This window comes from Ideonella alba (genome assembly GCF_018069845.1).
Lineage (GTDB): Bacteria > Pseudomonadota > Gammaproteobacteria > Burkholderiales > Burkholderiaceae_C > Ideonella > Ideonella alba.
In genome coordinates, this window is sequence record NZ_JAGQDD010000007.1 from 73,478 (window position 1) to 94,910 (window position 21,433).

20 protein-coding genes are annotated in these 21,433 nt (G+C 71.5%); 8 read left to right on the forward strand and 12 right to left on the reverse strand.

The genetic code is table 11. From position 1 onward, the window contains the following. Positions 1-14 precede the first annotated feature (14 nt). Complete coding sequence (locus KAK03_RS11535) at positions 15-1,148, forward strand: hypothetical protein (protein ID WP_210854107.1); 1,134 nt, start codon at positions 15-17, stop codon at positions 1,146-1,148. 40 nt (positions 1,149-1,188) lie between these two features. Here the strand turns inward: KAK03_RS11535 and KAK03_RS11540 are convergent, their stop codons facing one another. After that, entirely contained in the window at positions 1,189-1,620 is a 432-nt protein-coding gene (locus KAK03_RS11540; RefSeq protein ID WP_210854108.1) for a DUF1841 family protein, read from the reverse strand. 17 nt (positions 1,621-1,637) lie between these two features. Between KAK03_RS11540 and KAK03_RS11545 the strand changes: the two genes are divergently transcribed. Continuing rightward, positions 1,638-2,381 (forward strand): sulfite exporter TauE/SafE family protein, encoded by a 744-nt coding sequence (locus KAK03_RS11545; protein WP_210854109.1) that lies wholly within the window; start codon positions 1,638-1,640, stop codon positions 2,379-2,381. A gap of 3 nt (positions 2,382-2,384) precedes the next feature. On the opposite strand, the gene KAK03_RS11550 is transcribed toward KAK03_RS11545, so the two are convergent. Next, entirely contained in the window at positions 2,385-3,278 is an 894-nt protein-coding gene (locus KAK03_RS11550; RefSeq protein WP_210854110.1) for a LysR family transcriptional regulator, read from the reverse strand. 104 nt (positions 3,279-3,382) lie between these two features. On the opposite strand from KAK03_RS11550, the gene KAK03_RS11555 reads away from it, so the two are divergent. Continuing rightward, the gene (locus KAK03_RS11555) at positions 3,383-3,592 is read left to right on the forward strand and encodes a hypothetical protein (RefSeq protein ID WP_210854111.1); all 210 of its coding nucleotides are present in this window, start codon (positions 3,383-3,385) and stop codon (positions 3,590-3,592) included. Next, positions 3,580-3,960 (forward strand): tautomerase family protein, encoded by a 381-nt coding sequence (locus KAK03_RS11560; RefSeq protein WP_210854112.1) that lies wholly within the window; start codon positions 3,580-3,582, stop codon positions 3,958-3,960. The genes KAK03_RS11555 and KAK03_RS11560 overlap by 13 nt, the downstream gene beginning before the upstream one ends. On the opposite strand, the gene KAK03_RS11565 is transcribed toward KAK03_RS11560, so the two are convergent. Next, entirely contained in the window at positions 3,961-4,644 is a 684-nt protein-coding gene (locus tag KAK03_RS11565; RefSeq protein ID WP_210854229.1) for a dienelactone hydrolase family protein, read from the reverse strand. Between the two features lie 168 nt (positions 4,645-4,812). Between KAK03_RS11565 and KAK03_RS11570 the strand changes: the two genes are divergently transcribed. From KAK03_RS11570 to KAK03_RS11580, 3 genes are all read left to right on the forward strand, one after another. Further along, positions 4,813-6,663: a S8 family serine peptidase gene (locus tag KAK03_RS11570; RefSeq protein WP_210854113.1), complete on the forward strand. Its 1,851-nt coding sequence runs from the start codon at positions 4,813-4,815 to the stop codon at positions 6,661-6,663. Then, complete coding sequence (locus tag KAK03_RS24960) at positions 6,660-8,042, forward strand: pyridoxamine 5'-phosphate oxidase family protein (RefSeq protein ID WP_247661098.1); 1,383 nt, start codon at positions 6,660-6,662, stop codon at positions 8,040-8,042. Before KAK03_RS11570 ends, KAK03_RS24960 begins: the two co-directional genes overlap by 4 nt. Positions 8,043-8,123: 81 nt before the next feature. Then, positions 8,124-8,579 carry a hypothetical protein gene (locus KAK03_RS11580; RefSeq protein ID WP_247661099.1) on the forward strand — a complete coding sequence of 152 codons (456 nt, stop codon included), beginning with the start codon at positions 8,124-8,126 and terminating at the stop codon, positions 8,577-8,579. Positions 8,580-8,978: 399 nt separating this feature from the next. On the opposite strand, the gene KAK03_RS11585 is transcribed toward KAK03_RS11580, so the two are convergent. The 7 genes from KAK03_RS11585 to KAK03_RS11615 are packed head-to-tail and all read right to left on the reverse strand — an operon-like array spanning position 8,979 to position 18,673. Then, positions 8,979-11,036 carry a S46 family peptidase gene (locus tag KAK03_RS11585; RefSeq protein ID WP_210854114.1) on the reverse strand — a complete coding sequence of 686 codons (2,058 nt, stop codon included), beginning with the start codon at positions 11,034-11,036 and terminating at the stop codon, positions 8,979-8,981. Then, a complete protein-coding gene (locus KAK03_RS11590; RefSeq protein WP_210854115.1) occupies positions 11,033-13,192 on the reverse strand; it encodes a S46 family peptidase in 2,160 nt (719 codons plus the stop codon). The genes KAK03_RS11585 and KAK03_RS11590 overlap by 4 nt, the downstream gene beginning before the upstream one ends. Continuing rightward, positions 13,192-14,148, reverse strand: a complete 957-nt coding sequence (locus tag KAK03_RS11595) for a dipeptide ABC transporter ATP-binding protein (protein ID WP_210854116.1) — start codon at positions 14,146-14,148, stop codon at positions 13,192-13,194. The genes KAK03_RS11590 and KAK03_RS11595 overlap by 1 nt, the downstream gene beginning before the upstream one ends. Next, the gene (locus KAK03_RS11600; RefSeq protein WP_210854117.1) at positions 14,145-15,116 is read right to left on the reverse strand and encodes an ABC transporter ATP-binding protein; all 972 of its coding nucleotides are present in this window, start codon (positions 15,114-15,116) and stop codon (positions 14,145-14,147) included. Before KAK03_RS11600 ends, KAK03_RS11595 begins: the two co-directional genes overlap by 4 nt. Beyond that, positions 15,113-15,994, reverse strand: a complete 882-nt coding sequence (locus KAK03_RS11605) for an ABC transporter permease subunit (RefSeq protein ID WP_247661100.1) — start codon at positions 15,992-15,994, stop codon at positions 15,113-15,115. Before KAK03_RS11605 ends, KAK03_RS11600 begins: the two co-directional genes overlap by 4 nt. A gap of 7 nt (positions 15,995-16,001) precedes the next feature. Then, a complete protein-coding gene (locus KAK03_RS11610) occupies positions 16,002-17,012 on the reverse strand; it encodes an ABC transporter permease subunit (protein WP_210854119.1) in 1,011 nt (336 codons plus the stop codon). 59 nt (positions 17,013-17,071) lie between these two features. Continuing rightward, entirely contained in the window at positions 17,072-18,673 is a 1,602-nt protein-coding gene (locus KAK03_RS11615) for an ABC transporter substrate-binding protein (protein ID WP_210854120.1), read from the reverse strand. A 249-nt stretch (positions 18,674-18,922) separates the two neighbouring features. On the opposite strand from KAK03_RS11615, the gene KAK03_RS11620 reads away from it, so the two are divergent. Beyond that, complete coding sequence (locus KAK03_RS11620) at positions 18,923-19,999, forward strand: BMP family ABC transporter substrate-binding protein (protein WP_210854121.1); 1,077 nt, start codon at positions 18,923-18,925, stop codon at positions 19,997-19,999. Between the two features lie 9 nt (positions 20,000-20,008). Here the strand turns inward: KAK03_RS11620 and KAK03_RS11625 are convergent, their stop codons facing one another. After that, complete coding sequence (locus tag KAK03_RS11625) at positions 20,009-20,713, reverse strand: pYEATS domain-containing protein (protein ID WP_210854122.1); 705 nt, start codon at positions 20,711-20,713, stop codon at positions 20,009-20,011. Then, positions 20,710-21,420, reverse strand: coding sequence for a toll/interleukin-1 receptor domain-containing protein (locus KAK03_RS11630; protein WP_210854123.1), 711 nt, complete (start codon positions 21,418-21,420; stop codon positions 20,710-20,712). Before KAK03_RS11630 ends, KAK03_RS11625 begins: the two co-directional genes overlap by 4 nt. Positions 21,421-21,433: the final 13 nt, after the last annotated feature.

A 21,433-nucleotide genomic window follows, 5' to 3' on the forward strand; every position in this document is an offset into this window, starting at 1 on the left:
CGCCTGGCGCCCCCATGAACGATCCCGCCTTCATCCTGCACATCGGCCGCCACAAGAGCGGCACCTCCTCGCTGCAGGCCTACCTGGCCGGCCACCCGGAGCGCCTGGCCGCCGAGGGCATCCTGTATCCGCGTGCCGGTCGTCAGGGCGTGGCCCACCATGCTGTGGCCGGCGTGCTGCAGCAGCGCGCGATGCGCGAAGACCCGCAGCGGGCCGACACCACGCTGCGCCAGTTCCACCAAGCCCTGGCGCTGGAGTGGCAAGCCCAGCCAGCGCGGCGCGTGCTGCTCAGCTCCGAGGCCTTCCAGAACGCGCGCGCCGAGGATGTGGCCGCGGCCTTCGACCCGCGCCGCTCGTCGGTCATCGTCTATCTGCGCGAGCAGGCCGACTACCTGGTCTCCAGCTACCAGCAGGTGGTCCATGCCCGCCAGCATGCCGCCGAGCTGGCGGCCTATGGCAACGGCACCGGCGTCGACTACGACCACTTCCTGGCCGGCTGGGAAGCGGCCTGGCCCGGCGCCGCCTTGCAGGTGGGGGTGTATGCCCGCCAGGCCCTGCTGCGCAGCAACGTGATCGATGACTTCTTCGCCCGCCTGGGCATCGAGGTCGATGCCTCGGACGAGCCGCAGGACCGCAATCCGTCGATCGGCGGTGCGCTGCTCGAACTCAAGCGCCTGCTCAACGCGCGCCTGCCGGTCGAGCGCTGGCCCCAAGGCCTGTACCAGGCCTTCAGCCACGCGGCCGGCACGCACCCGGCGCTGCGGCGACGGCCTGCGCTGGCGCCGGCCTTGGCCGACCAGGTGCGCGCGCACTGCGCAGCGTCCAATGCCGAGGTGGCGCGGCGCCGTTTCGACCGCGAGCAGCTGTTCCAGCACCTGCCCACGGTGAGCCACGATCACGCGCTGGGCTTCGAGGACTTCCGCCTGGCGCTGCAGGCGCTGCTGCAGGCCCGGCGCGAGGTGGCGTTGTGCGTGGTGGAAGCGCTGCTGGCCACGGCCGGCCTGGACACGACGCGGCGCGAGCGCATCGTGGCCCAGTTCGAGGCCGACAACACCGAGCCCTACCGCCGCGTGCTGCGCCGACTGGCCCGCCAGGGTGCCGGTGGCGACTGGGTCTGGAACTTCCCGGTGCCGGAGCTGGCCGAATAAGCGGCCCGAACAAGCGGGCCGACTGAGCGGCCCGCGGGCCTCAGGCCGTGGCGCGCCGACGCACCGCGTCCAGGTAGGCGTGGCCGTCCGGCGGCAGGCCGCTGCGCTGCGAGGCCCAGATCATCTCGCCCAGCGCATCCATCGCCACATGCTGGGCCTCGTGCAGCGAGTTGCGCCGCGCCGCCAGCAGCTCCACCGCCTGGCGGATGCCGGTGGGCTGGTCGATCGACACCTGTTCGCTGATCGTCAGGTGCATGGCCAGGTGCAGGAAGGGGTTGGTGCGGCCTTCCTCGACCGTGTAGACCGCGGCCAGCGCCGCCTCCAGGTCGGCCAGATCGGCGTGGTACTCGGGGTGCTGGTCGATCCAGCCGGCGGCGAGGGTCTCGATCGGCGTGAGCGGCAGGCCCTGGCGGGCCTTGGCGTGCGTCTCGCAGAAGAAGCGGCGCACATCGGTCTGGGACGGCTGGAACATGCTCCAATTGTCGCCGCATGATCACCGACTGGCAGTTCTACGCCGTGGCCATCCCGGCGGTGGTCCTGATGGGCATCTCCAAGAGCGGCTTCGGCGCCGGTTTCGGCGCCATCGTGGTGCCGCTGATGGCACTGACCGTGCCGGTGCCGCAGGCCGCCGCGATCATGCTGCCGCTGCTGGCCATCATGGACCTGATGGGCCTGGCCGCGCTGATGCGCCAGGCCGACTGGACGCTGCTGCGCCGCCTGATCCCGGCGGCGCTGCTGGGCACGGTGATCGGCACCGCGCTGTTCGGCGTGCTGAGCAGCCGCACGGTGGCCGGCATCGTCGGCGCGATCACGCTGGTCTTCCTCGCCATCCGCCTGGCCTTCCCGCCGCGCGCCGACAGCCCGCCACCGCCGCGCTGGCTGGGCCTGCTGCTGGGGACCACCTCGGGCTTCACCAGCTTCGTCGCCCATGCGGGCGGCCCCCCGATCAGCTTCTACCTGCTGCCGCTGCGCCTGGCGCCGATCACCTTCACCGCCACGCTGGCGGTGCTGTTCACCGCGGTGAACTTCTCGAAGTGGCTGCCCTACTGGTGGCTGGGGCTGATCGACGGCCGCAACATGGCCACCTCGCTGGTGTTGGCGCCCTTCGCGCCGGTGGGCGTGTGGCTGGGCCTGAAGATCGTGCGGCGCATCAACCCCACCTGGTTCTACCGCCTGTTCCACCTGGGCATGCTGCTGACCGGCCTGAAGCTGGTGTGGGACGCCTGGGCCTGAGGGTCAGACCGCGGCCATCCAGGCCGCCCAGTGTTCGATGCAGGCCCGCACCTTGGGCAGGCGGTGGCGCTCGCGCAGCATCACCGCATACATCGGCAGCGGCTTCTCACCAAACCACTGCGGCAGCACCGGCAGCAACTCGCCGCTGCGCACCAGCGGCCGCGCCACCAGATCGACCAGGCGACCGATGCCCACGCCGGCGCGCACCAACGCGAGCACGGTGCCGGTGTCGCTGGCGCGGATCGACGGGCTGACCGTCCAGCGGCGCTGCTCGCGGCCCTCGCCCGCCGTCCAGGTGTTGAGCACCGGCATCAGCGCATGGCCCACCAGCTGGTGGCGGGCGAGTTGTTCGGGTTCGGTCGGCAGGCCGTGGGCCTCGGCGTAGGTCGGTGCGGCGTACAGGCTGCGGCTGAGCTGGCCAATCTCGCGCGCCACCAGGTCGTCGCCAGCGGGCGTGCCGGTGCGGATCGTCAGGTCCAGCCCCTCACGCGCCATGTCGACCATGCGGTCGTCGGCCACGATGTCCAGCCGCAGCCCGGGGTGGGCGGCCAGCAGCGCGGGCAGGCTGGGGGCCAGCACCGCCTGGGCGATCACCGCGCTGCAGCCCACCCGCACCCAGCCGCGCGGGCCGGCCAGGCGACCGGAGAGCTCGCTTTCCAGTTGCAGGCTGGTCTGCAGCATCTGGCGTGCATGGGCCAGCACGGTGTCGCCTTCGTCGGTCAGCGTCAGGCCGTGGGTGCTGCGGTGGAGCAGGCGCGCGCCGCACTGCGCCTCCAGCCGCGCCAAGGCCCGCGTGACCTGGCTGACCGGGCCGTTGCGCTCGCGCGCGGCGGCCGACAGCGTGCCCAGCTCCACCACGCGGACGAACAGGGCCAGGTCATCCAGCTGCAAATTCATGCCCATATTTTGCAATTTTTGCAAAACCAATTCGCATGGAAGGCGGTTTCCAGCCGGTGGTGCCTTCAATACAGTGCACTCACACCCCTCCGCTGGAGCACACCATGGACCTTGAAGAACGCGCCCGCCTCCACGCCGAGGCCATCGACCGGGCCCACCAGTTGCGCGAAGCCGCGATCGCCCAGGCCTGGGACTGGCTGCTGGGCCAGGTGCTGCGGCCGTCGACCGGCGCCGCCCGCGCCGGCCGCCGCCTGACGCAGCGCCTGCAGCGCCACCAGTCCCGCCGCCTGGAGACCCCGGCATGCCCATCCTGACCGTGCTGCTGGGCGTCGCAGCAGACGACGCCCTGGCCACCGCAGTGGCCGACGAGCTGCTGGACATCACGGTGGACACGCTGCACAAGCGCCGCGACCTGACCGCGGTGGCGCTGCAGTTCGTGCCACCGGGCCAGTGGTTCATCGGCGGCCAGGCCGGCGCGCCCACCGCCTTCGTCGAGATCCGCATCAGCGCCGGCAGCAACCGACCCGAGGAGATCGCCGCCTTCGTCGCCGCCGGCCACCGGGCGCTGGACGCCCGCCTGGGCCTGCACGCGGTGAGCTACGTGCAGGTGCAGGAAGTGCCGGCAGCGCATTGGGGCTGGGGCGGCCGCACCCAGGCGGCGCGCGCCGCCGCTGCATGCTGATCAGCCCAGCGTGCGCCCCAGGAAGCGCAGCGTGCGGTCCCAGGCGCGCGCGGCCCACACCGCGTCGTACTGCGTGGCGGGGATGCGCGCCGGTCCCACCGCGGTCTCATTGGCAAAGGCGTGGTGGGCCAGGTAGCGGTGGAACTCGTGCGCCACGCCGGCCTCGGTCAGCTTCGCGGCCAGCGCGTCCACGGTGGCGATCGGGAAGAACTGGTCCTGCTCGGCCCAGTGGCCCTGCACGGGCACGGTGATCTTCGAGGCGTCGATGTACTCCAGCGGCGGACAGCCGTACCAGACCACGCCGGCATCGGCCTCGGGCGCGTTGCACAGCGCCAGCAGCGTCAGCGCGCCACCCATGCAGAAACCGGTGACACCCACCTTGCCGCCGCCGGCCTTCAGGTGCTGGACCGCGCCGCGGATGTCCTGCGACGCCGCCTCGCCAAAGTTCAGGCCGTCCATCAGGTGGTGCGCCTCCTCGGCCTCCACCGTCGATTGGCCCTTGTACAGGTCCGGCACCAGTGCCCGGTAGCCGGCCGCCGCCAGGCGGTCCGCCACGCCGCGGATCTGGTCGTTCAGGCCCCACCACTCCTGGATCACCACGATGCCGGGCGCGCCGGCCGGCTGCGCGGGTTCGGCCAGGTAGCCGGCGGCGCTCTGGCCGTCGGGGCGTTGGAAGCGGATCATCGTGCCCATCGGTGGCTCCTCGGTCTGTGCATTCAAAGGCGTTGGATGGCCGCAGGATACGACGACACCCCGGGCGATTCCGCTCAGGGGTTTCAAGGGGGGGCGAGGGGCGACAGTGCCGCCGCCCGCTACCATCGCCGCTCCTCATCAAGGACCTGCCACACCACCATGCGTACCCTCCGCATCGCCCCGCTCACCCTGGCCCTGCTGGCCCTGACCGCCGGCCTGACGCTGAGCGCACCTGCCACCTGGGCTCAGAGCGCCAAGCCGCGCATCGAGAAGGCGGCCGACCTGCCCCGCTTCAGCTACCCGGTGAAGGGTCCGCTGGAAACCCTGGTGCGGCAGACCGAGGCCTATGCGCCCTTCGCCGCCGCGCTGCGCCGCGACATCGAGTCGGTGCTGGCCGGCTACGAGATTCCCGACGTCGGCACGCGGCGTGACCTGCTGAGCACGCTGGCCATCATGGACTTCCTGGACGGCCGCTACGACAGCGCGCTGCAGCGCGCCGAGCTGGTGCGCAGCCTGCAGGACAAGCCCGCCGACAAGCTGATCTCGGCCCAGCGCCTGCGCGCCATGGCCAGCGCCGCGAAGCAGCATGCGCTGGGCAGCCCGGCCTACCGCGAGGCGGTGGCCCGCTTCATCAGCAGCGAGCTCGCGCCACTGCCCTACCCGGTGATCGCCAACGACATCAAGGGCGCCAAGGCCAGCGCCGAGCTGATCGGCGAAGCGCTGGCGCTGGGTCGCGTGCGCGAGGTGGTGCAGCCGATCGCCGACAGCTCGGGCGCGGTGAGTTCGGAATTCGCGCCGATGATCGTCTTCGCCCGCTTCGCGCTGATCGGCACCCTGCCGCTGAAGCAGACCCTGATCGACACCTACACCGCCTACCTGGCCCAGCACCAGGTGGCCAAGACCGACATCTGGGCCGCCCGCGACGTGGCCCTGCAGCCGGCCGACGTGAAGGCACCGGTGGTGCTGGCGGTCTGGGACAGCGGCGTCGACACCGCGCTGTTCGGCAACCAGGTGGTGAAGGACGCCCAAGGCCAGCCGCAGGTCATTGGCTACGACAAGTACGCCCGCCCGGCGAACACCACGCTGGCACCGATTCCCGCCGAGCTGCGCGGCAAGCTGCCGCAGATGGTGGCGCGCAGCAAGGGCTTCTCCGACCTGCAGGCCAACATCGACAGCAAGGAGGCCACCGAGGTCAAGACCTGGCTGTCCACGCTGGCCCCGGCCGACTACAAGGCGGCGATCGAGGAGATCAACCTGGCCGGCAACTACGAGCACGGCACGCATGTGGCCGGCATTGCCATGGCCGGCAACCCGGGCGCGCGGCTGCTGGTGGCGCGCATCGAGTTCGGCCACACGCTCCAGCCCGATCCCTGCCCCACGCGCGAGCAGACCGAGCGCGAGGCGGCGTCGATGCACGGCACGGTGGCGTTCCTGAAGCAGCACGGTGCGCGCGTGGTCAACATGAGCTGGGGCGGCAACGTCAAGAGCATCGAGAGCGATCTGGAGCAATGCGGCCTGGGCAAGACGCCTGAAGACCGCAAGGCCATGGCGCGCGAGTACTTCGACCTGCTCAAGCGCGCCGAAACCGAGGCCATGGCCAGCGCGCCCGGGATCCTGTTCATCGCCGCCGGCGGCAATGACAACAGCGATGCCAGCTTCAACGAGTTCATCCCTTCGGGCATCGTGCTGCCCAACCTGCTGACGGTGGGCGCGGTGGACCTGGCCGGCGACGAGGCTTCGTTCACCAGCTACGGCCCCACGGTGAAGGTGCACGCCAACGGCTATCTGGTGGAAAGCTACCTGCCCGGCGGTGCGCGCGTGGCGCTGTCGGGCACCTCGATGGCGGCACCGCAGGTGGCCAACCTGGCGGCCAAGATGCTGGCGGTCAACCCGAAGCTCACGCCACGCGAGCTGATCGACATCATCGTCGCCACCGCCGAGCCCAGCGCCGACGGCCGCCGCCGGCTGGTGCATCCGAAGAACGCGGTGGCACAGGCCCGTGCCCGATGACCGCGACGCCAGCCGGCTTCGACGACGCGCTGCTCGACACCGCCCGGCGCGCCGTGCTGGGCTGGCTGGCCACGGTGGACGCCGACGGCACGCCCAACGTCTCGCCCAAGGAGGTCTTCGCGCTGGTCGACGGGCACATCGCGGTGGCCCACATCGCCTCGCCCACCACGGTGCGCAACCTGGCCGAGCGGCCGGCGGTGTGCTTCAGCTTCGTCGATGTCTTCGTGCAGAAGGGCTTCAAGCTCAAGGGACGGGCGCGGCTGCTGCGCCCCGACGATGCCGATTTCCAGCGCTGGGCCGCACCTCTGCTGGCCATGACCCAGGGGCGGTTCCCGGTCCATGCGGTCGTGCTGATAGCGCCCACCCACACCGAGCCCATCCTCGCGCCCAGCTACCGGCTCTACCCCGAGCACACCACCGAGGCCTCGCAGGTGGCGCAGGCGATGGCGCGCTATGGCGTGCAGACCCGTGCTGACGGCGCGGCACCACCGTCCGATGCCGACGATGAACGGCTGCGCCTGGTCTCGGGGTTCAACGACCTGTTCGTGGTCATCGCCTGTGTCTTGCTGCTGGTCGCGTTGGCCGTGCTGGGCAAGGGCTGGCAGCCCTGGGCGGGTGCCTTGGCGGTGGCCGCCGCCGCTTGGGGTCTGGCCGAGATCTTCACGCGCCAGCGACGGCTGGCGCTGCCCTCGATCGTGCTGGCGCTGGCCTGGTGTGGCGGCGTGCTCGCCGCGGGTCTGATGTGGCGCCAGGGATTGCCCGACGATGGCACGCTGGTGGCAGCCATTGCCGCGACCGCCGCCGCCGCCGCACTGCACTGGCGGCGCTTCCGGGTGCCGATCACGGTGGCCCTGGGCTGTGCCGCTGCGGTGGCCCTGGCCCTGTTGCTGCTGCTGAGCCTGGCGCCGGGGCTGGAGCCCTGGTCGGGTGCGCTGCTGTCGGTCTCAGGCGTCGCGGTCTTTGCGCTGGCCTGGCGCTGGGATCGCCGGGACCCGACACGCCAGACCTGGCGCGCCGACGTGGCCTTCTGGCTGCACCTGCTGGCGGCTCCGCTGATCGTGCACCCGGTGTTCACCGGCATGGCGGTGGACCGCGGCCTGGGCTCAAGCATCGCCGTGCTGGCGCTGTACCTGCTGCTGGCGACTGTCTCCCTCCTGCTGGACCGGCGTGCGCTCATGGTGTCGGCGCTGGCCTATGTGGTCTATGCCCTGCAGGCCTCGCTGGAGCACCAGGGTGTGATGGAACACGGCCTGGCCGCCGCCGCGCTGCTGATCGGCGCGGCGCTGTTGCTGCTGTCCGCTCAGTGGCGGGGCGCCCGAAGCCTGCTGTTGCATGCCTTGCCCGTGAACTGGCGGGCCTGGCTGCCTCCCGCCCGCTGACACCGTCGACAATGCCCATGGCGCCCAGGCCCGAGGGCCCATACTGCGGACCTGATCGACCCCGCCTGCCTTGAGAGACCCATGACCAAGACCTGGCCCCTCCTGCTGGCCCTTGCTACCGCTGCGCCAACCCTGCCAGCAGTCGCTCAGGAACTGCCCACCCAAGTGCGGCGCACGCCGCTGCCCAGCAAGCATCCGCTGGTGGGCGCCTGGCGCATCGACGTGCCCGGTACCGCCTGCCACGAGGTCTACGACATCCACGCCGACGGCAGCATGTCGGTCACCAGCGGCGAACAGTCCGCGGAGTCCGAGTTCGAGATCGACCTGGAACCCTCGCCGCGCGGCTTCTACCGCTGGGTCGACAAGCTCGTCAAGGACAACGGCCGACCCGACTGCACAGGCCAGGTGACGGAGGTCGGCCACATCGCGGTCAACTTCATCATCATCCACCGCTCGGGCCGCGAGTTCCTGATGTGCGAGGACGAAAGCCTCAACAGCTGCATCGGGCCGTTCAAGCGACTCAGCGAAGACACCTGATCGCTGCCTGCTTCCTGCCCTGACCGGCCGTTGGGTCGACTGCGGCGGTTTGGCGCGGCGGGCGAGGGGGAGTTCGCTTGTCCTCATGCCAGGGCCAGAGGCCCTGGCCGTCGCCAGGCACAAACAGTCCTCAGGACTGTTTGAGTCCGGGCTCCGTCCCCCGGCCTGCGGCCTCCTCCTTAACTTCGGCCAAGCGAACTCCCCCTCGCCCGCTGCCAACGTTTCCGCGTCGCTCGCGCGAGCAGTCCCGAAACGGTGACCAGCGAGGTGGGGGAAAGGGGTCGAACGAAGTCAAGGAGGAGGCCGCAGGCCGGGGGACATGAGAGAGACCCCTTTCCCCCACCTCGCCTCAACCACATCTGCGGGCAATGACTGCCTAGGGCGAAAAGCTGACCCTACCTACTGCCGCATTTCCCGCGCCAGATGGCCGGCCCCGTACACCTTCTCCAGCGCCGCCATGATGGCGTCGGCGTGCACGGCGATCGCGCGGGCCGTGTGGTCCTGGTAGGCGTAGTTGCCGCCCAGGCCTTCGAGGTTGCCGTCGAAGATCAGGCCGACCAGTTCGCCCTTGGCGTTGACCACCGGTGAGCCGGAGTTGCCGCCGATGATGTCGGCGGTCAGCACGAAGTCCAGCGGCGTCGAGGCCGGGACCTTGCCGCGGGCCCGGTCGATGCGGGCCGGCAACTTGAAGGGCTCTTGCTGGTCAAAGCTGTCGGCGCGGTCCCACCAGCCGCCCCAGGTGGTCTTCCAGGGGTGGGTCAGGCCGTTCGACACATAGCCCTTGGCAGGACCGAAGGACAGGCGCAGCGTGTTGGTGGCGTCCGGCGGCACATCGTGGCCGTACAGCGCGAAGCGGGCCTGGTCGATCGCCTCGGCGGCGCGGCGGATCGGGGTGTCGACCTCGTTCTCGGCGCGCAGGCGCAGGGCCCGGCGCATCGGCCAGGCCTCGCGGGCCAGCACGATCAGCGGATCGGTCGAGGCGGCGATCGCGGCCGCGCCGCCGCTGAGCAGCCGTTCGCGCTCGGCGCGCTCGCCCACGCGCGTGGCGGCGACCAGGGCCTCGGCCGCCTGGCGCGGGCTGCGGCCTTGCAGGACCAGGCGCATGTAGGGATGCTCGGCACCCAGCAGGGCCAGCGAGCGCTCCAGCGCCGTGGTCAGGCGCACCGTCTCCAGCGCCGGGTAGAACGGCGACTCGGCGCGCAGGCCACGCTCCTTGTCGGGCAGCGAGGCATCGCCGAAGTCGGCCAGGCGCTGGTCCTCGGGCAGGCCGCGCTCATGGGCGATGGCCACCAGGTCGACCGCGCGCGCCAGGGCCGTGCGGTAGCCGAAGTTCAGACCCCACAGCTGCGGCGTCAGCGCGTCCTGCACCGCGTTGGCCCGTGCGATGTCGGCCCAGGGATCGCCAGCCAGGCCGCGTTGCCGGTAGGCGTCGCGCAGCGTCTGCTCGTCCTGGCGCTTGGCCTTCAGCAGTGCCGCGTCCTTCAGGGCCTGGTATTCGCCGTCCATGGACTTGAACCAGTTCTCGGTGCCGAAGATGCCCGACTGCGCCTGGCGCGCCGCCTCGGGCGAGGTGGCGGCATAGGCATGCAGCGCGGCGATCTCGGCGCGCGCCGTGGCCAATGCAATCGGCATCTCCACATCGCGGGCGGATTCGAGCTGGGCCACCGTGCGCAGGCGCTCGGTGTGGCCGGGATGGCCCGAGACGAACAGCAGTTCCCCCTCGCGCGGCATGCGCGCCGCCAGGCGCAGGTGCTGCGCGGGGCGGTGTGGCTGGCCGTTGCGCTCATAGACGCGCATCAGCGCCGCGTCCAGCGCGAAGCGCGGGTAGACGAAGTTGTCCGGGTCACCGCCGTAGAAGCCGGCGTCGGACTCCGGCGCCCAGGCCAGGCGCACGTCGTCCCATTCGCGGTAGTGGTACAGCGCATAGCGCGCGCCGCTGTAGAACGAGACCACGTTGCAGCGCTGGCCCTGGCGATCGTCGGTGCAGGCCTTTTCGATGCGGGCGATCTCGGCCTTGCGGGCGGTGTTGCGGGCGGCGTCGTCGCCGGCCGATGCGGCAGCGGCCTGGATGCGCGCGCTGACGTCCTCGGTGCGCAGCAGCACGCGCGCGGTGAAGCCGGGGCAGCGCAGCTCGTCCTGGCGCCGTGCGGCCACGAAACCGGTGGCGGCCAGGTTCCTGGTGGCACTGGACAGCCGGGCCACGCAGCCCTCCACCACGTGGTGGTTGGTCAGCATCAGGCCATCGGCCGACACGAACGAGGCCGACGCGCCCACATGCACCGAGGCGGCCTGCAGCCGCGCCAGCATCTGCGGGTCGATCTGCACACCGTGGCGCTTGGCGATGGCTGCCAACGGGGCGTGTTCAAAGGTCCACATGCCCTCGTCGGCCCCGGCCGGCAGGACGGACAGCGCCGCCGCGGCGCTGACAACAAGTTGGCGGATGGTGGGGGTGGTCATCGCTTCTCCCTGGGGTGACGCGCTCGTGGCGCGGGTTGGATCTTCGTGGATGCGGCGGTGGCCGGCCATCCCATTTCTCGCAGCAGGTGGCGGCCAGGATAGACCTGCGACAGCGCCACCTGCAGCGCCTGCGCGTGCAACGCCACGCCGCGGGCCTGGTTGGCGTCGAAGCCCCAGGCGTAGCCCAGCGAGCCGCCGTTGCCGTCGAACAGCAGGCCGACCAGCTCGCCCTGGGCATTGACCACCGGCGAGCCCGAATGGCCTGGCGCCACATCGGCGTCCAGCGCCAGGCACAAGCGGGCCCGGGGATCCAGCCGGGCGCGGGCGCGTTGCAGCCGCGGCGGCAGGCGGAAGGGTTCGGCCTGGTCAAAGCTGTCGGCGCGGTCCCACCAGCCGCCCCAGGTGGTGGTCCAGGGCAGGCGGCGGCCACCGGTGACAACGCCCCGGGCCCGGCCCGCGCTCAGGCGCAGGCTGCCGTCGGCATCGGGCGCCAGCGCCAGCTCAGGCAGCGCCGCCACTTCGCCAATGGCCCGCGTGGCGCGCTCGATCACCGCGTCGACCTCCTGCGCCTGGCGCCAGAGCAGCTCGCGCCGCACTCCCCAGGTGTCGCGGGCCAGGGCCAGCAGGGGATCGGTGGAGGCCATCAAGGCGGGCAGGCCACCGTCGAGCAGACGCCGCCGGGTGGCGGACTCGGCCAGGCGGCTGCCGGCGACCAGCGCCTCGGCAGCCTGCGCGGGCGGGCGCCCGGCCAGGGCGGCCTGCACGAAGGCATGCCCGGGCCCCAGGCGCGCCAGGGCCTCCTGCAGGGCCTGCGTCAGATCGGCGCGTTCGCGCACCAGGTCGATCGCGCTCTCGTCGCGCAGCGCGCGCTCATGGGCCGGCCGGGTGCTGGCGCGGTAGTCGGGCAGGCGCTGCAGCTCGGGTCGGACCGCCTCGCTGGCCAAGGCCACCAGGGTGGTGGCGCGGGCAAACAAGGTCGAGCCGCCCAGCGCCATGGCCTCGGTCTGCGGCGCCAGCTCGCGCTGCAGCGCCGTGGCCTGGGCGATGTCGGCCCAGGGGTCGCCGGGCCGCCCGCTGCGGGACCAGGCGGCACGCAGGCGCTGCTCCACCTGCGCGCGGCCGGCCAGCAGCCCTGGCTGGTGCAGGGCCTGCGCCTCCAGCGCCTGCTGCTTGGCGGCGTTCTCCAGGTCATAGACCAGGCTGCGGGACGCCCGCTGCAGATCGGGCGAGGCGGCGAGCTGGCGCTGCATTTCGTCCAGCCGCTGCCGCGTGTCGGCCACGGCCCGGGACAGGGTGACGTCGCGCGCCATCTCCAGCTGCGCCTGGGTGCGCAGGCGCTCGGTCGACGCCGGAAAACCGGCCACGAACAGCGGCTCGTCCTCGCGCAGCGGCCGGGTGGCCAGCGCCAGCGGACGCAGGCCGGCGGGCGGCCGTCCGTGGCGGTCACGCACGCGCAGCAGCGCTGCGTCCAACGCGAAGCGGGGGTAGGTCAGGTTGTCGGCGTCGCCGCCGAACAGGGCTGCGGCCGCTTCGGGTGCCCAGACCAGACGCACATCGTCCCAGACGCGGTAGCGCCGCAATACCGTGCGGGCGCCGGCGTACAGCGTGGCGAGTTCGCAGACCTCGTCCGGATGGGCCTGCTGGCAGGCGGCTTCCAGCCGGGTCAGCTCGGCGGCGCGCACGCGCTGGGGATCGTCGCCGGGGCCGGCGGCGGCCAGCGCGCGTTGCAGCTCGGCCCCCAGGTCCTGGGTGTGCACCCATTGGCGCACCACCAGGCCCGGACAACGGCGCTCGTCGCTCATCCGGGCGGCGGTGAAGCCACTGCGTGCCAGGTCCCGGCGCGGACCCGACAGCGCGGCGATGCACTCCTGCACCACGTGGTAGTTGGTCAGGACCAGGCCGGCTGCCGAGACCACGGCCCCGCTGCCGTCCAGCGAGACCGTGGCCGCCTGCAGTCGCGCCAGCAGGGCCGGTGATGGACGCACACCCAGGCTCTGCTGCAGCGCATCCGCGGGCACCTGCTCCCAGGGCCACAGGCCCTCCGCGCCCCGCACCGTGCCTGCGGCCCACGGCAGCAGCACCAGCAGCGCCGCCAGCGCCCGGGCGCGGCCCGCGCGGGCAGCGCGACTGGCGCGGCCGCGGCAGGCCGGGCGCATCAGGGATCCAGCCAGCAGGCGCTGCGGTGAGCCTCGCCGCGCAGCGCGGGCGCCTCGCCGCAGCGATCAAAGGCCTGCGGACAGCGCGCCCGGAAGGCGCAGCCCTGCGGCCGCTCCAGCGGTGAAGGCAGCTCGCCCTGCAGCAGGATGCGCTGGCGCCGACGCGCCGGGTCGACCGTGGGCGTGGCCGACAGCAGCGCCTGGGTGTAGGGGTGGCGCGGCGACTCAAACACCTCGGCCGCGGTGCCCTGCTCCACACAGCGACCCAGGTACATCACCAGCACCTCGTCGGCCACGTGGCGCACCACGCCCAGGTCGTGGCTGATGAACAGGTAGGCCACGCCCAGCTCGCGCTGCAGCTCGGCCAGCAGGTTCAGCACCTGGGCGCGGATCGACACGTCCAGCGCCGACACCGGCTCGTCCAGCACCAGCACGCGCGGGCGCAGCATCAGCGCGCGGGCAATGGCGATGCGCTGGCGCTGCCCGCCCGAGAACATGTGCGGCCAACGCTCGAAGTGCTCGGGCCGCAGGCCCACGCGGGCCAGCATCGCGCGCGCCTGGGCCTCGCGCTCGGCGCGGTTGGCGCCGACGGCGTTGACCTCCAGCGGCTCCATCAGCGCGTCGCCCACGGTCTGGCGCGGGTTCAGCGAGCCGTACGGGTTCTGGAAGACGATCTGCACCTGGCGGCGCAGCCGGGTGCGCGTGGCGGCATCGGCGTGGGCCACGTCCTCGCCGTCGATCAGCAACTGGCCGGCGGTGGGCGTCTCGATCATCGTCAGCAGCCGCGCCAGCGTGGACTTGCCGCAGCCGCTCTCGCCCACCACCGCCAGCGTGCGGCCGGCCTGCAGCGAGAAGCCCACGCCGTCGAGCGCATGCACCGTGGCCTCGGACTGGAACCAGCCGCGGCGCACGTGGTAGTGGCGGCGCAGATCGCGCGCTTCGAGCAGGGCCGTCATCGGGCAGTCTCCAGCGGCGTGTGACACAGCGCCTGGCCCAGCGCGGCCGGCGCCGCGACCGGACGCTCGGCATGGCAGCGCGCAGTGGCCAGGCGGCAGCGTGGCGCGAACAGGCAGCCCGCGGGGCGGTCGTGCAGACCGGGCACGACGCCGTCGATCGAGGCCAGCGCCTGGCCGGGGCGGCTGCGCTCGGGCAGCGCGTCCAGCAGCGCCGCGGTGTAGGGATGGTGCGGCTGGGCGAACAGCGTGGCGGCCGGCTGCTGCTCGACCGCGCGGCCGGCGTACTGCACCAGCACACGGTCGGCGCTTTCGGCCACCACGCCCAGGTCATGAGTGATCAGCACCATCGAGGTGCCGCGCTCGCGCCGCAGCCGCGCCAGCAGGTCCATGATCTGCGCCTGGATCGTCACGTCCAGCGCGGTGGTGGGCTCGTCGGCGATCAGCAGCCGCGGCTCGCCGGCCAACGCCATGGCGATCATCACCCGCTGGCTCATGCCACCCGAGAGCTGGTGCGGAAACGCGCGTGCACGGCGCGCCGGGTCGGGGATGCCGACCAGGTCCAGCAGTTCCACCACCCGCGTGCGGCGCTGCGCGCGCGTCAGCGGCGTGTGCGCGGCCAGGGCCTCGTCGATCTGCCAGCCCACGGTGAAGCAGGGGTTGAGGCTGCTCATCGGCTCCTGGAACACCATCGCGATGTCCTTGCCGATCAGCGCGCGGCGCTGCCGCGCCGTGAGCGCGCGCAGGTCCTGGCCGTCGAAGGCCAGGCGGGCGGCGCTGACGGTGGCGGTCCAGGGCAGCAGGCCCATCACCGCCAGCATCGCCACCGACTTGCCCGAGCCCGATTCGCCGACGATGGCCAGCACCTCGTCCGGTGCGACCTGCAGCGAGACGCCATCGACCGCGCGCAGCGGACCGCCACGGGTGGCGAAGCTGACCGACAGGTCCTGGATATCCAGCAACGGCTTCATGTCTTGCGCATCTTCGGGTCCAGCGCATCGCGCAGCCCGTCGCCCATCAGGTTGATCGACACCACCGTCACCAGGATGGCCAGGCCCGGCAGCGTGACCAGCCAGGGGTCGGAGCGGATGAACTCGCGCGCATCGGCCAGCATCGTGCCCCACTCGGCCGTGGGTGGCTGCGCGCCCAGGCCCAGGAAGCCCAGCGCGGCGGCTTCCAGGATGGCGTCGGACACGCCCAGCGCGGCCTGCACGATCAGCGGCGCCAGGCAGTTGGGCAGCACGGTGCGCGTCATCAGTCGCCAGCGGCCCACACCGGCCACGCGGGCGGCGGTGACGTAGTCCTTCTGCAGTTCAGTCAGCGCCGAGGCGCGCAGCAGCCGCACATAGCGCGGCAGCGTGACCAGACTGACCGCGACGATGGTGTTGGTCAGGCTGGGTCCCAGCACCGCCACCACCAGGATCGCCAGCACCAGCGAGGGCACGGCCATGATCAGGTCCATCAGCCGGGTGATCGCCACGTCCACCGCGGTGCCCAGCGAGGCACAGGCCAGGCCCAGCGCCACGCCCACCACAAAGGACGCGCCCATCACCGTCAGGCCGATGAACAGCGAGATGCGTGCACCGTGGATCAGGCGCGAGAGCTGGTCGCGGCCCAGGCTGTCGGTGCCCAGCCAGAAGCCGGCGCGGCCACCCTCGGCCCAGGCGGGTGGCAGGCGCACCGCATCGCGGAACTGCTCGGTGGGCGAGTACGGCGCGATCACATCGGCGCCCAGCGCCAGCAGCACCACCAGCAGCACCACGGCCAGGCCGATCACCGCGCCGCGGTTCTCCTTGAAGGCGGCCCAGAACGCCACCAGCGGCGAGGGCGGCGCCACGGAGGGGAGCATCGAGGTCTCAGCCATGGCGGATGCGGGGGTTGATCAGGCCGTAGGTGAGATCGACCGCCAAATTGACCCCGATGACGATCGTCGAGACCAGCATCACGCCGCCCTGCAGCGCCGGGTAGTCGCGCCGCGCGATGGACTCGATCAGCCACTTGCCGATGCCGGGCCAGGAGAAGATGGTCTCGGTCAGCACCGCGCCAGCCATCAGCGCGCCGACCTGCAGGCCGATCACCGTGACCACCGGGATCAGCGCATTGCGCAGCGCATGCAGGCCCACCACGCGCCAGGCCGGCAGGCCCTTGGCGCGGGCGGTGCGCACGTAGTCTTCGCCCAGCACTTCCAGCATCGCCGAGCGGGTCATGCGCGCCACCACCGCCAGCGGCACCGTGCCCAGCACGATGGCCGGCAGCAGCAGGTGGTGCAGCGCGTCCTTGAAGGCGCCGGGCTGGCCCGACAGCCAGGCGTCGATCGTCATGAAGCCGGTGACCGGCTCGAAGTAGTACTGGATCAGGTCGATCCGGCCCGACACCGGCGTCAGCCCCCAGCGCTCGCCGACAAACATGATCAGCAGCAGGCCCCACCAGAAGATCGGCATCGAGTAGCCGGTGACCGACAGGCCCATCAGGGTCTGGTCGAAGATGGTGCCGCGGCGTGCCGCGGCGATGGTGCCGGCCGGCAGGCCGATCAGCGCGGCGAACAACATCGCCGCCAGGCTCAGCTCCAGCGTGGCCGGGAACAGCGTCAGGAACTCGCTCAGCACCGGCTGGCTGGTGGCCAGCGAGGTGCCGAAGTCACCGTGCAGCAGCTGCCCGGCGTAGTCCAGGAACTGCTTCCACAGCGGCTGGTCCAGCCCCAGCTCGTGGCGGAACTGCGCCAGGCGCTCGGGCGAGATGCCGCGCTCGCCCACGCGCACCTCCACCGGGTCGCCCGGCACCAGCCGGATGGCGACGAAGGTCAGCGCCATCAGGGCGATGAAGGTGGGAATGGTCAGCGCCAGCCGGCGCAGCAGGTATCGCAGCATGGGTCAGCCGCCACGGCACCCAGGGGTGCCATGGCCGAGGTTGCAGGGCACCGAGGCGCTTACTTCAGGTCCACGCCGTTGAACTGGTGCGAGTTGAACGGGCTCTGCTTGTAGCCCGTCACCTCCTGGCGCATCACCTCAAACACCACCGAATGGGCGATCTTGAAGTCGGGCGCCTCCTCGCGCTCGATGACCTGCATCTCCTCGTAGAGCTTGGCGCGGGCCTTGGTGTCGGTCAGCGTGCGGGCCTTCTCCAACTTCTCGTCAAAGCCCTTGTGGCACCACTTGCTGAGGTTCTGGCCACCCGGGCGGGCGGCGTCGCAGCCGTGCAGGAAGAAGAAGTTGTCGGGGTCGCCGTTGTCGCCGTTCCAGCCCAGCATGCCGGTCATGTGTTCGCCCTGCTGCAGGCGCTTGCGGTACTCGCCCCACTCGTAGGTGACCAGCTTGGCGTTGACGCCGATCTTGGCCAGGTCGGCCTGCATCATCTCGGCCATGCGCTTGGCGTTGGGGTTGTAGGGGCGCTGCACCGGCATGTACCAGAGGTCCACGTCCAGCGGCGTCTTCACGCCCGCCTTGGCCAGCAGGTCCTTGGCCTTGGCCGGGTCGTGCGGCCACTCCTGGACCTGGTTGTTGTAGCCCCACATCGTGGGCGGAATCAGGTTCTTGGCCGAGGTGCCGGCGCCCAGGTAGACGTCCTTCAGGATCGCCGCCTTGTCGATCGCCATCGTGAAGGCCTGGCGGACCTCCTTCTTGTCGAACGGCGGCTTCTGCGTGTTGAAGGACCAGTAGGCGATGTTCAGGCCGGGCAGGCTGACCACCTTCAGCTTGGGGTCCTTCTGCAGCTCGGGCAGGTCGGCCGGGCGCGGGTAGCCGGTCAGGTGGCATTCGCCGGCACGCAGCTTGGCGGTGCGGGCGGTGGCGTCGGGCGTGATCGCGTAGACCAGGTCATCGACCAGGGCCTTCTCGGCGCCCCAGTAGGCCTTGTGGGCCTTGTAGCGGATCACCGCGTCCTTCTGATAGGTGACGAAGCTGAACGGGCCGGTGCCCACCGGCACCTGGTCGAACTGGGCCAGCTTGCCGGCCTTGGCCAGCACATCGGCGTACTCGGCCGAGTGGATGGCGGCGAAGTCCATCGCCAGGTTCGGGATCATCGTGACATTGGGCTTCTTCAGCACGATGCGCACGGTCAGCGGGTCGACCTTCTCCACCGCCACCAGGTCGTCCTTGAAGCCCATGTCGGCGAAGTAGTCGTACTTGCCGCCCGAGACCTTCGCATACGGGTGCTCGGCCTTCCACTGGCGCTCGAAGCTCCAGACCACGTCGTCGGCGTTGAAGTCGCGCGTGGGCGTGAAGCCGGGCACGCTGTGGAATTTCACGCCGGCGCGCAGGCGGAAGGTGTAGGTCTTGCCATCAGGGCTGATGGTCCAGCTCTCGGCCAGGCCGGGCTCGACCTCGGTGCTGCCGCGGCGGAAATGCACCAGGCGGTCGTAGACCGGGCGGGCGGCGTCGAAGCTGGTGCCGGTGGTGTTGATGGCCGGCGTGAAGTTCTCGGGCGAGCCCTCGGCACAGTAGACCAGCGTCTTGGCACCGGCGCCGGTGGCGGCCAGCAGGGCCAGGCTGAGCAGGGCAAGCCGCGGATGGCGGCCGATCGGGGTGGTCATCGGGATCCTCCTGTGTGCGGGGCGGGCGGGCTGCGGGGGTGGTGCAGGCGCCGTCGTGGCCGGGTTCGCTGCCGGGTTCGTGGCGGCGAGGCCCGATGCTACTGTGGAAAAGCCGGCACTCCTGCGCGCCGGGCATCCGGACTTGCACGGGCCTGTCGGCGCCAATCGGCGAGAATCGCGGGTTCGCTGCCGGTCACGCCCCGTCCGCCGGCTGCGCCAACCATCTCCGGGGCCATGTCGAGGACAACCATGTACAAAAACCTCGTGCGCGCCGCCCTGTGGGCCGGCGCCGCGTTGATCGCTTCCCTCTCGTCCCAGGCTGCCGAACCGCTGAAGGTGGCCTTCGTCTACGTCAGCCCGGTGGGCCAGGCCGGCTGGACCTACCAGCACGACCTGGGTCGGCGCGAGATGGAACAGGCGCTGGGCAGCGCCGTCAAGACCACCGTGGTCGAGGCGGTGCCCGAGGGCGCTGACTCGGAGCGGGTGATGCGCGACCTGGCCGCCCAGGGCCACCGCCTGGTGTTCGCCACCAGCTTCGGCTACCTGGAGCCCGCGCTGCGCGTGGCCGGCGAATTCCCGCAGGTGCGTTTCGAGCACGCCGGCGGCTACAAGACCGCCGCCAACCTGGGCACCTACAACGCCCGCTACTACGAGGCCCGCTACCTGGCCGGCATGCTCGCGGGCCACAGCAGCCGCAGCGGCGTGGCCGGCTACGTGGCGGGCTTTCCGGTGCCCGAGGTGGTGCAAGGCATCAATGCCTTCACGCTGGGCATGCGCGCGGTCAACCCGGCGGCGCAGGTCAAGGTGGTCTGGCTCAATGCCTGGTTCGACCCGGCGCGCGAGCGCGACGCCGCGCTGTCGCTGGTGGCCCAGGGCGCCGACGTGCTGACCAACCACTCGGGCTCGCCCGCGGTGCCGCAGGTGGCCGAGGAGAAGGGTGTCAAGCTGCTGGCCTACCAGAGCGACATGCGCGCCTTCGCGCCCAAGGCCCAGCTGGCCGCGGTGACCCACCACTGGGGCGGCTTCTACACCCGGGTGGCGCAGGACGTGATGGCCGACCGCTGGTCCAACACCCCGGTCTGGGGTGGCATGAAGGACGGGCTGGTGAAGCTCTCGGCGCTGTCCGACGCCCTGCCTGCCGCCGTCCGCCAGTCGGTGGCCCGCCGCGAGGCCGACATCATCGCCGGCCGCTTCCAACCCTTCACTGGCCGCCTGCTCGACAGCACGGGGCAGGTGCGCCAGGCCTCGGGCGCGATGAGCGACGGGCAGATCGCCCGCATGGACTGGCTGGTCGAGGGTGTGGTGGGCACGCTGCCCGGACGCTGAGCCCGCGCCTCAGCGCGACACCACCTGGTCCAGCCACTCGCGCACGCCCTGGGCGTCGGGCTCGCGCGGGTTGAACGGGCGGGCCTGCACCCCCTCGGGCAGGCGGGGCGTGGCGGCGCGCTCGTTGAACAGGGCCAGTGTCGGCTTGTCGGCGGCCAGCGCATGGCTCAACTCGGCGCTGACCCAGGGGCTCATGTCGTCGTCGCCGACCAGCGTGACCACCGCGTCGGCGCGGGCCATCATGTTGGCCAGCGCCTCCTGCCAGGGCTCGCCCGGTGTCACGCCGGACTGGTCCAGCACCTGCACGCCGGCCTGTGTCAGACCGTCACGCAGGCGCGCCGCAGCGCGTGCGTCGATCGAGCTGTACGACAGAAAGACCGAGGCCCCGCGCGGGCGGGCTGCCGAGGCCGAACGCAGCGGCGCGGCCTCCTCGTCGGGGTACTCGAGCGTCAGGTTGTGGCGCAGCGCCTGGGTGCGGCCGCCCTGCAGGCTCAGCTCGGCCCGCAGCAGGAAGGTGCCCCAGCCGGAGGTCTCGAGCCGGAAGCCGTTGGCGCGGTTCTTCACCGTCACGCGCGGCTGCGAGAAGCTCGGGTGCAGGATCCAGACCACCTGCTCCACCTCGCCCAGTTCCTCGTCGCTGCCCTCGATCCAGGCGCGCCAGTTCCAGTAGTCGTTGCCGACGTACCGGGCATCCTGGGCAATGCGCAGCGTCATGGCTTTTCCTCCAGCCGGACGCCGCCGACGAAGGGATCGATCGCATGCTTGGATTGCCAGATCTTGCCGCCTTGCTTCAGGCGCAGCCGGACCGTCTCGCCATCACGCATCTTGGGCAGCACGGCATAGGCGGCGCCGGGTTGCAGCACCAGCCGGCCGCGCTCGAAGTCCTGGTAGTTGCCGGTCTGCGAGATGACCTGGTATTCGCAGCGGTCGCCCTCGGTCTCGTCGTACTGCGAGGCCAGCGTGTCGGGCTCGATGCGCACGCGGGCGGCGCGGCCATGCTCGCGCCGCCACACGGCCACGGTGTTCATCAGCTTGACGATCAGGTCGGCCTCGTGGCCCGGCTGGTACTCGAAGTATTCGTTGCCCGCCCCCAGGCCCACGGCCTTGAGCGCGGTGTGCAGCACCCGGAAGGTGGGCTTCTTGAGGCCATCGGCATGGGCGAACTCGCTGAGCACGAAGGCCGGCTGGACCATCTGTCCGGCGGCGTCGGCCTGCGGCGTGACCAGGGCCACCAGGGCGTCGGCCTCCTCGATGCGGGCCCTCAGCGCGTCATCCAGCGGCCGGCCGCCCAGGTCCACGCCATCCAGCACGCGCAGGCCCATGGCCTCGAGCACGCGCACCACGTAGCGGCGCAGGCGCTCCAGCTCGTCCTCGTGGTCGGGATGAGGCCGGTAGGTGTAGGACAGGAAGACGCTGTTCATGGCTGCTGGCCGC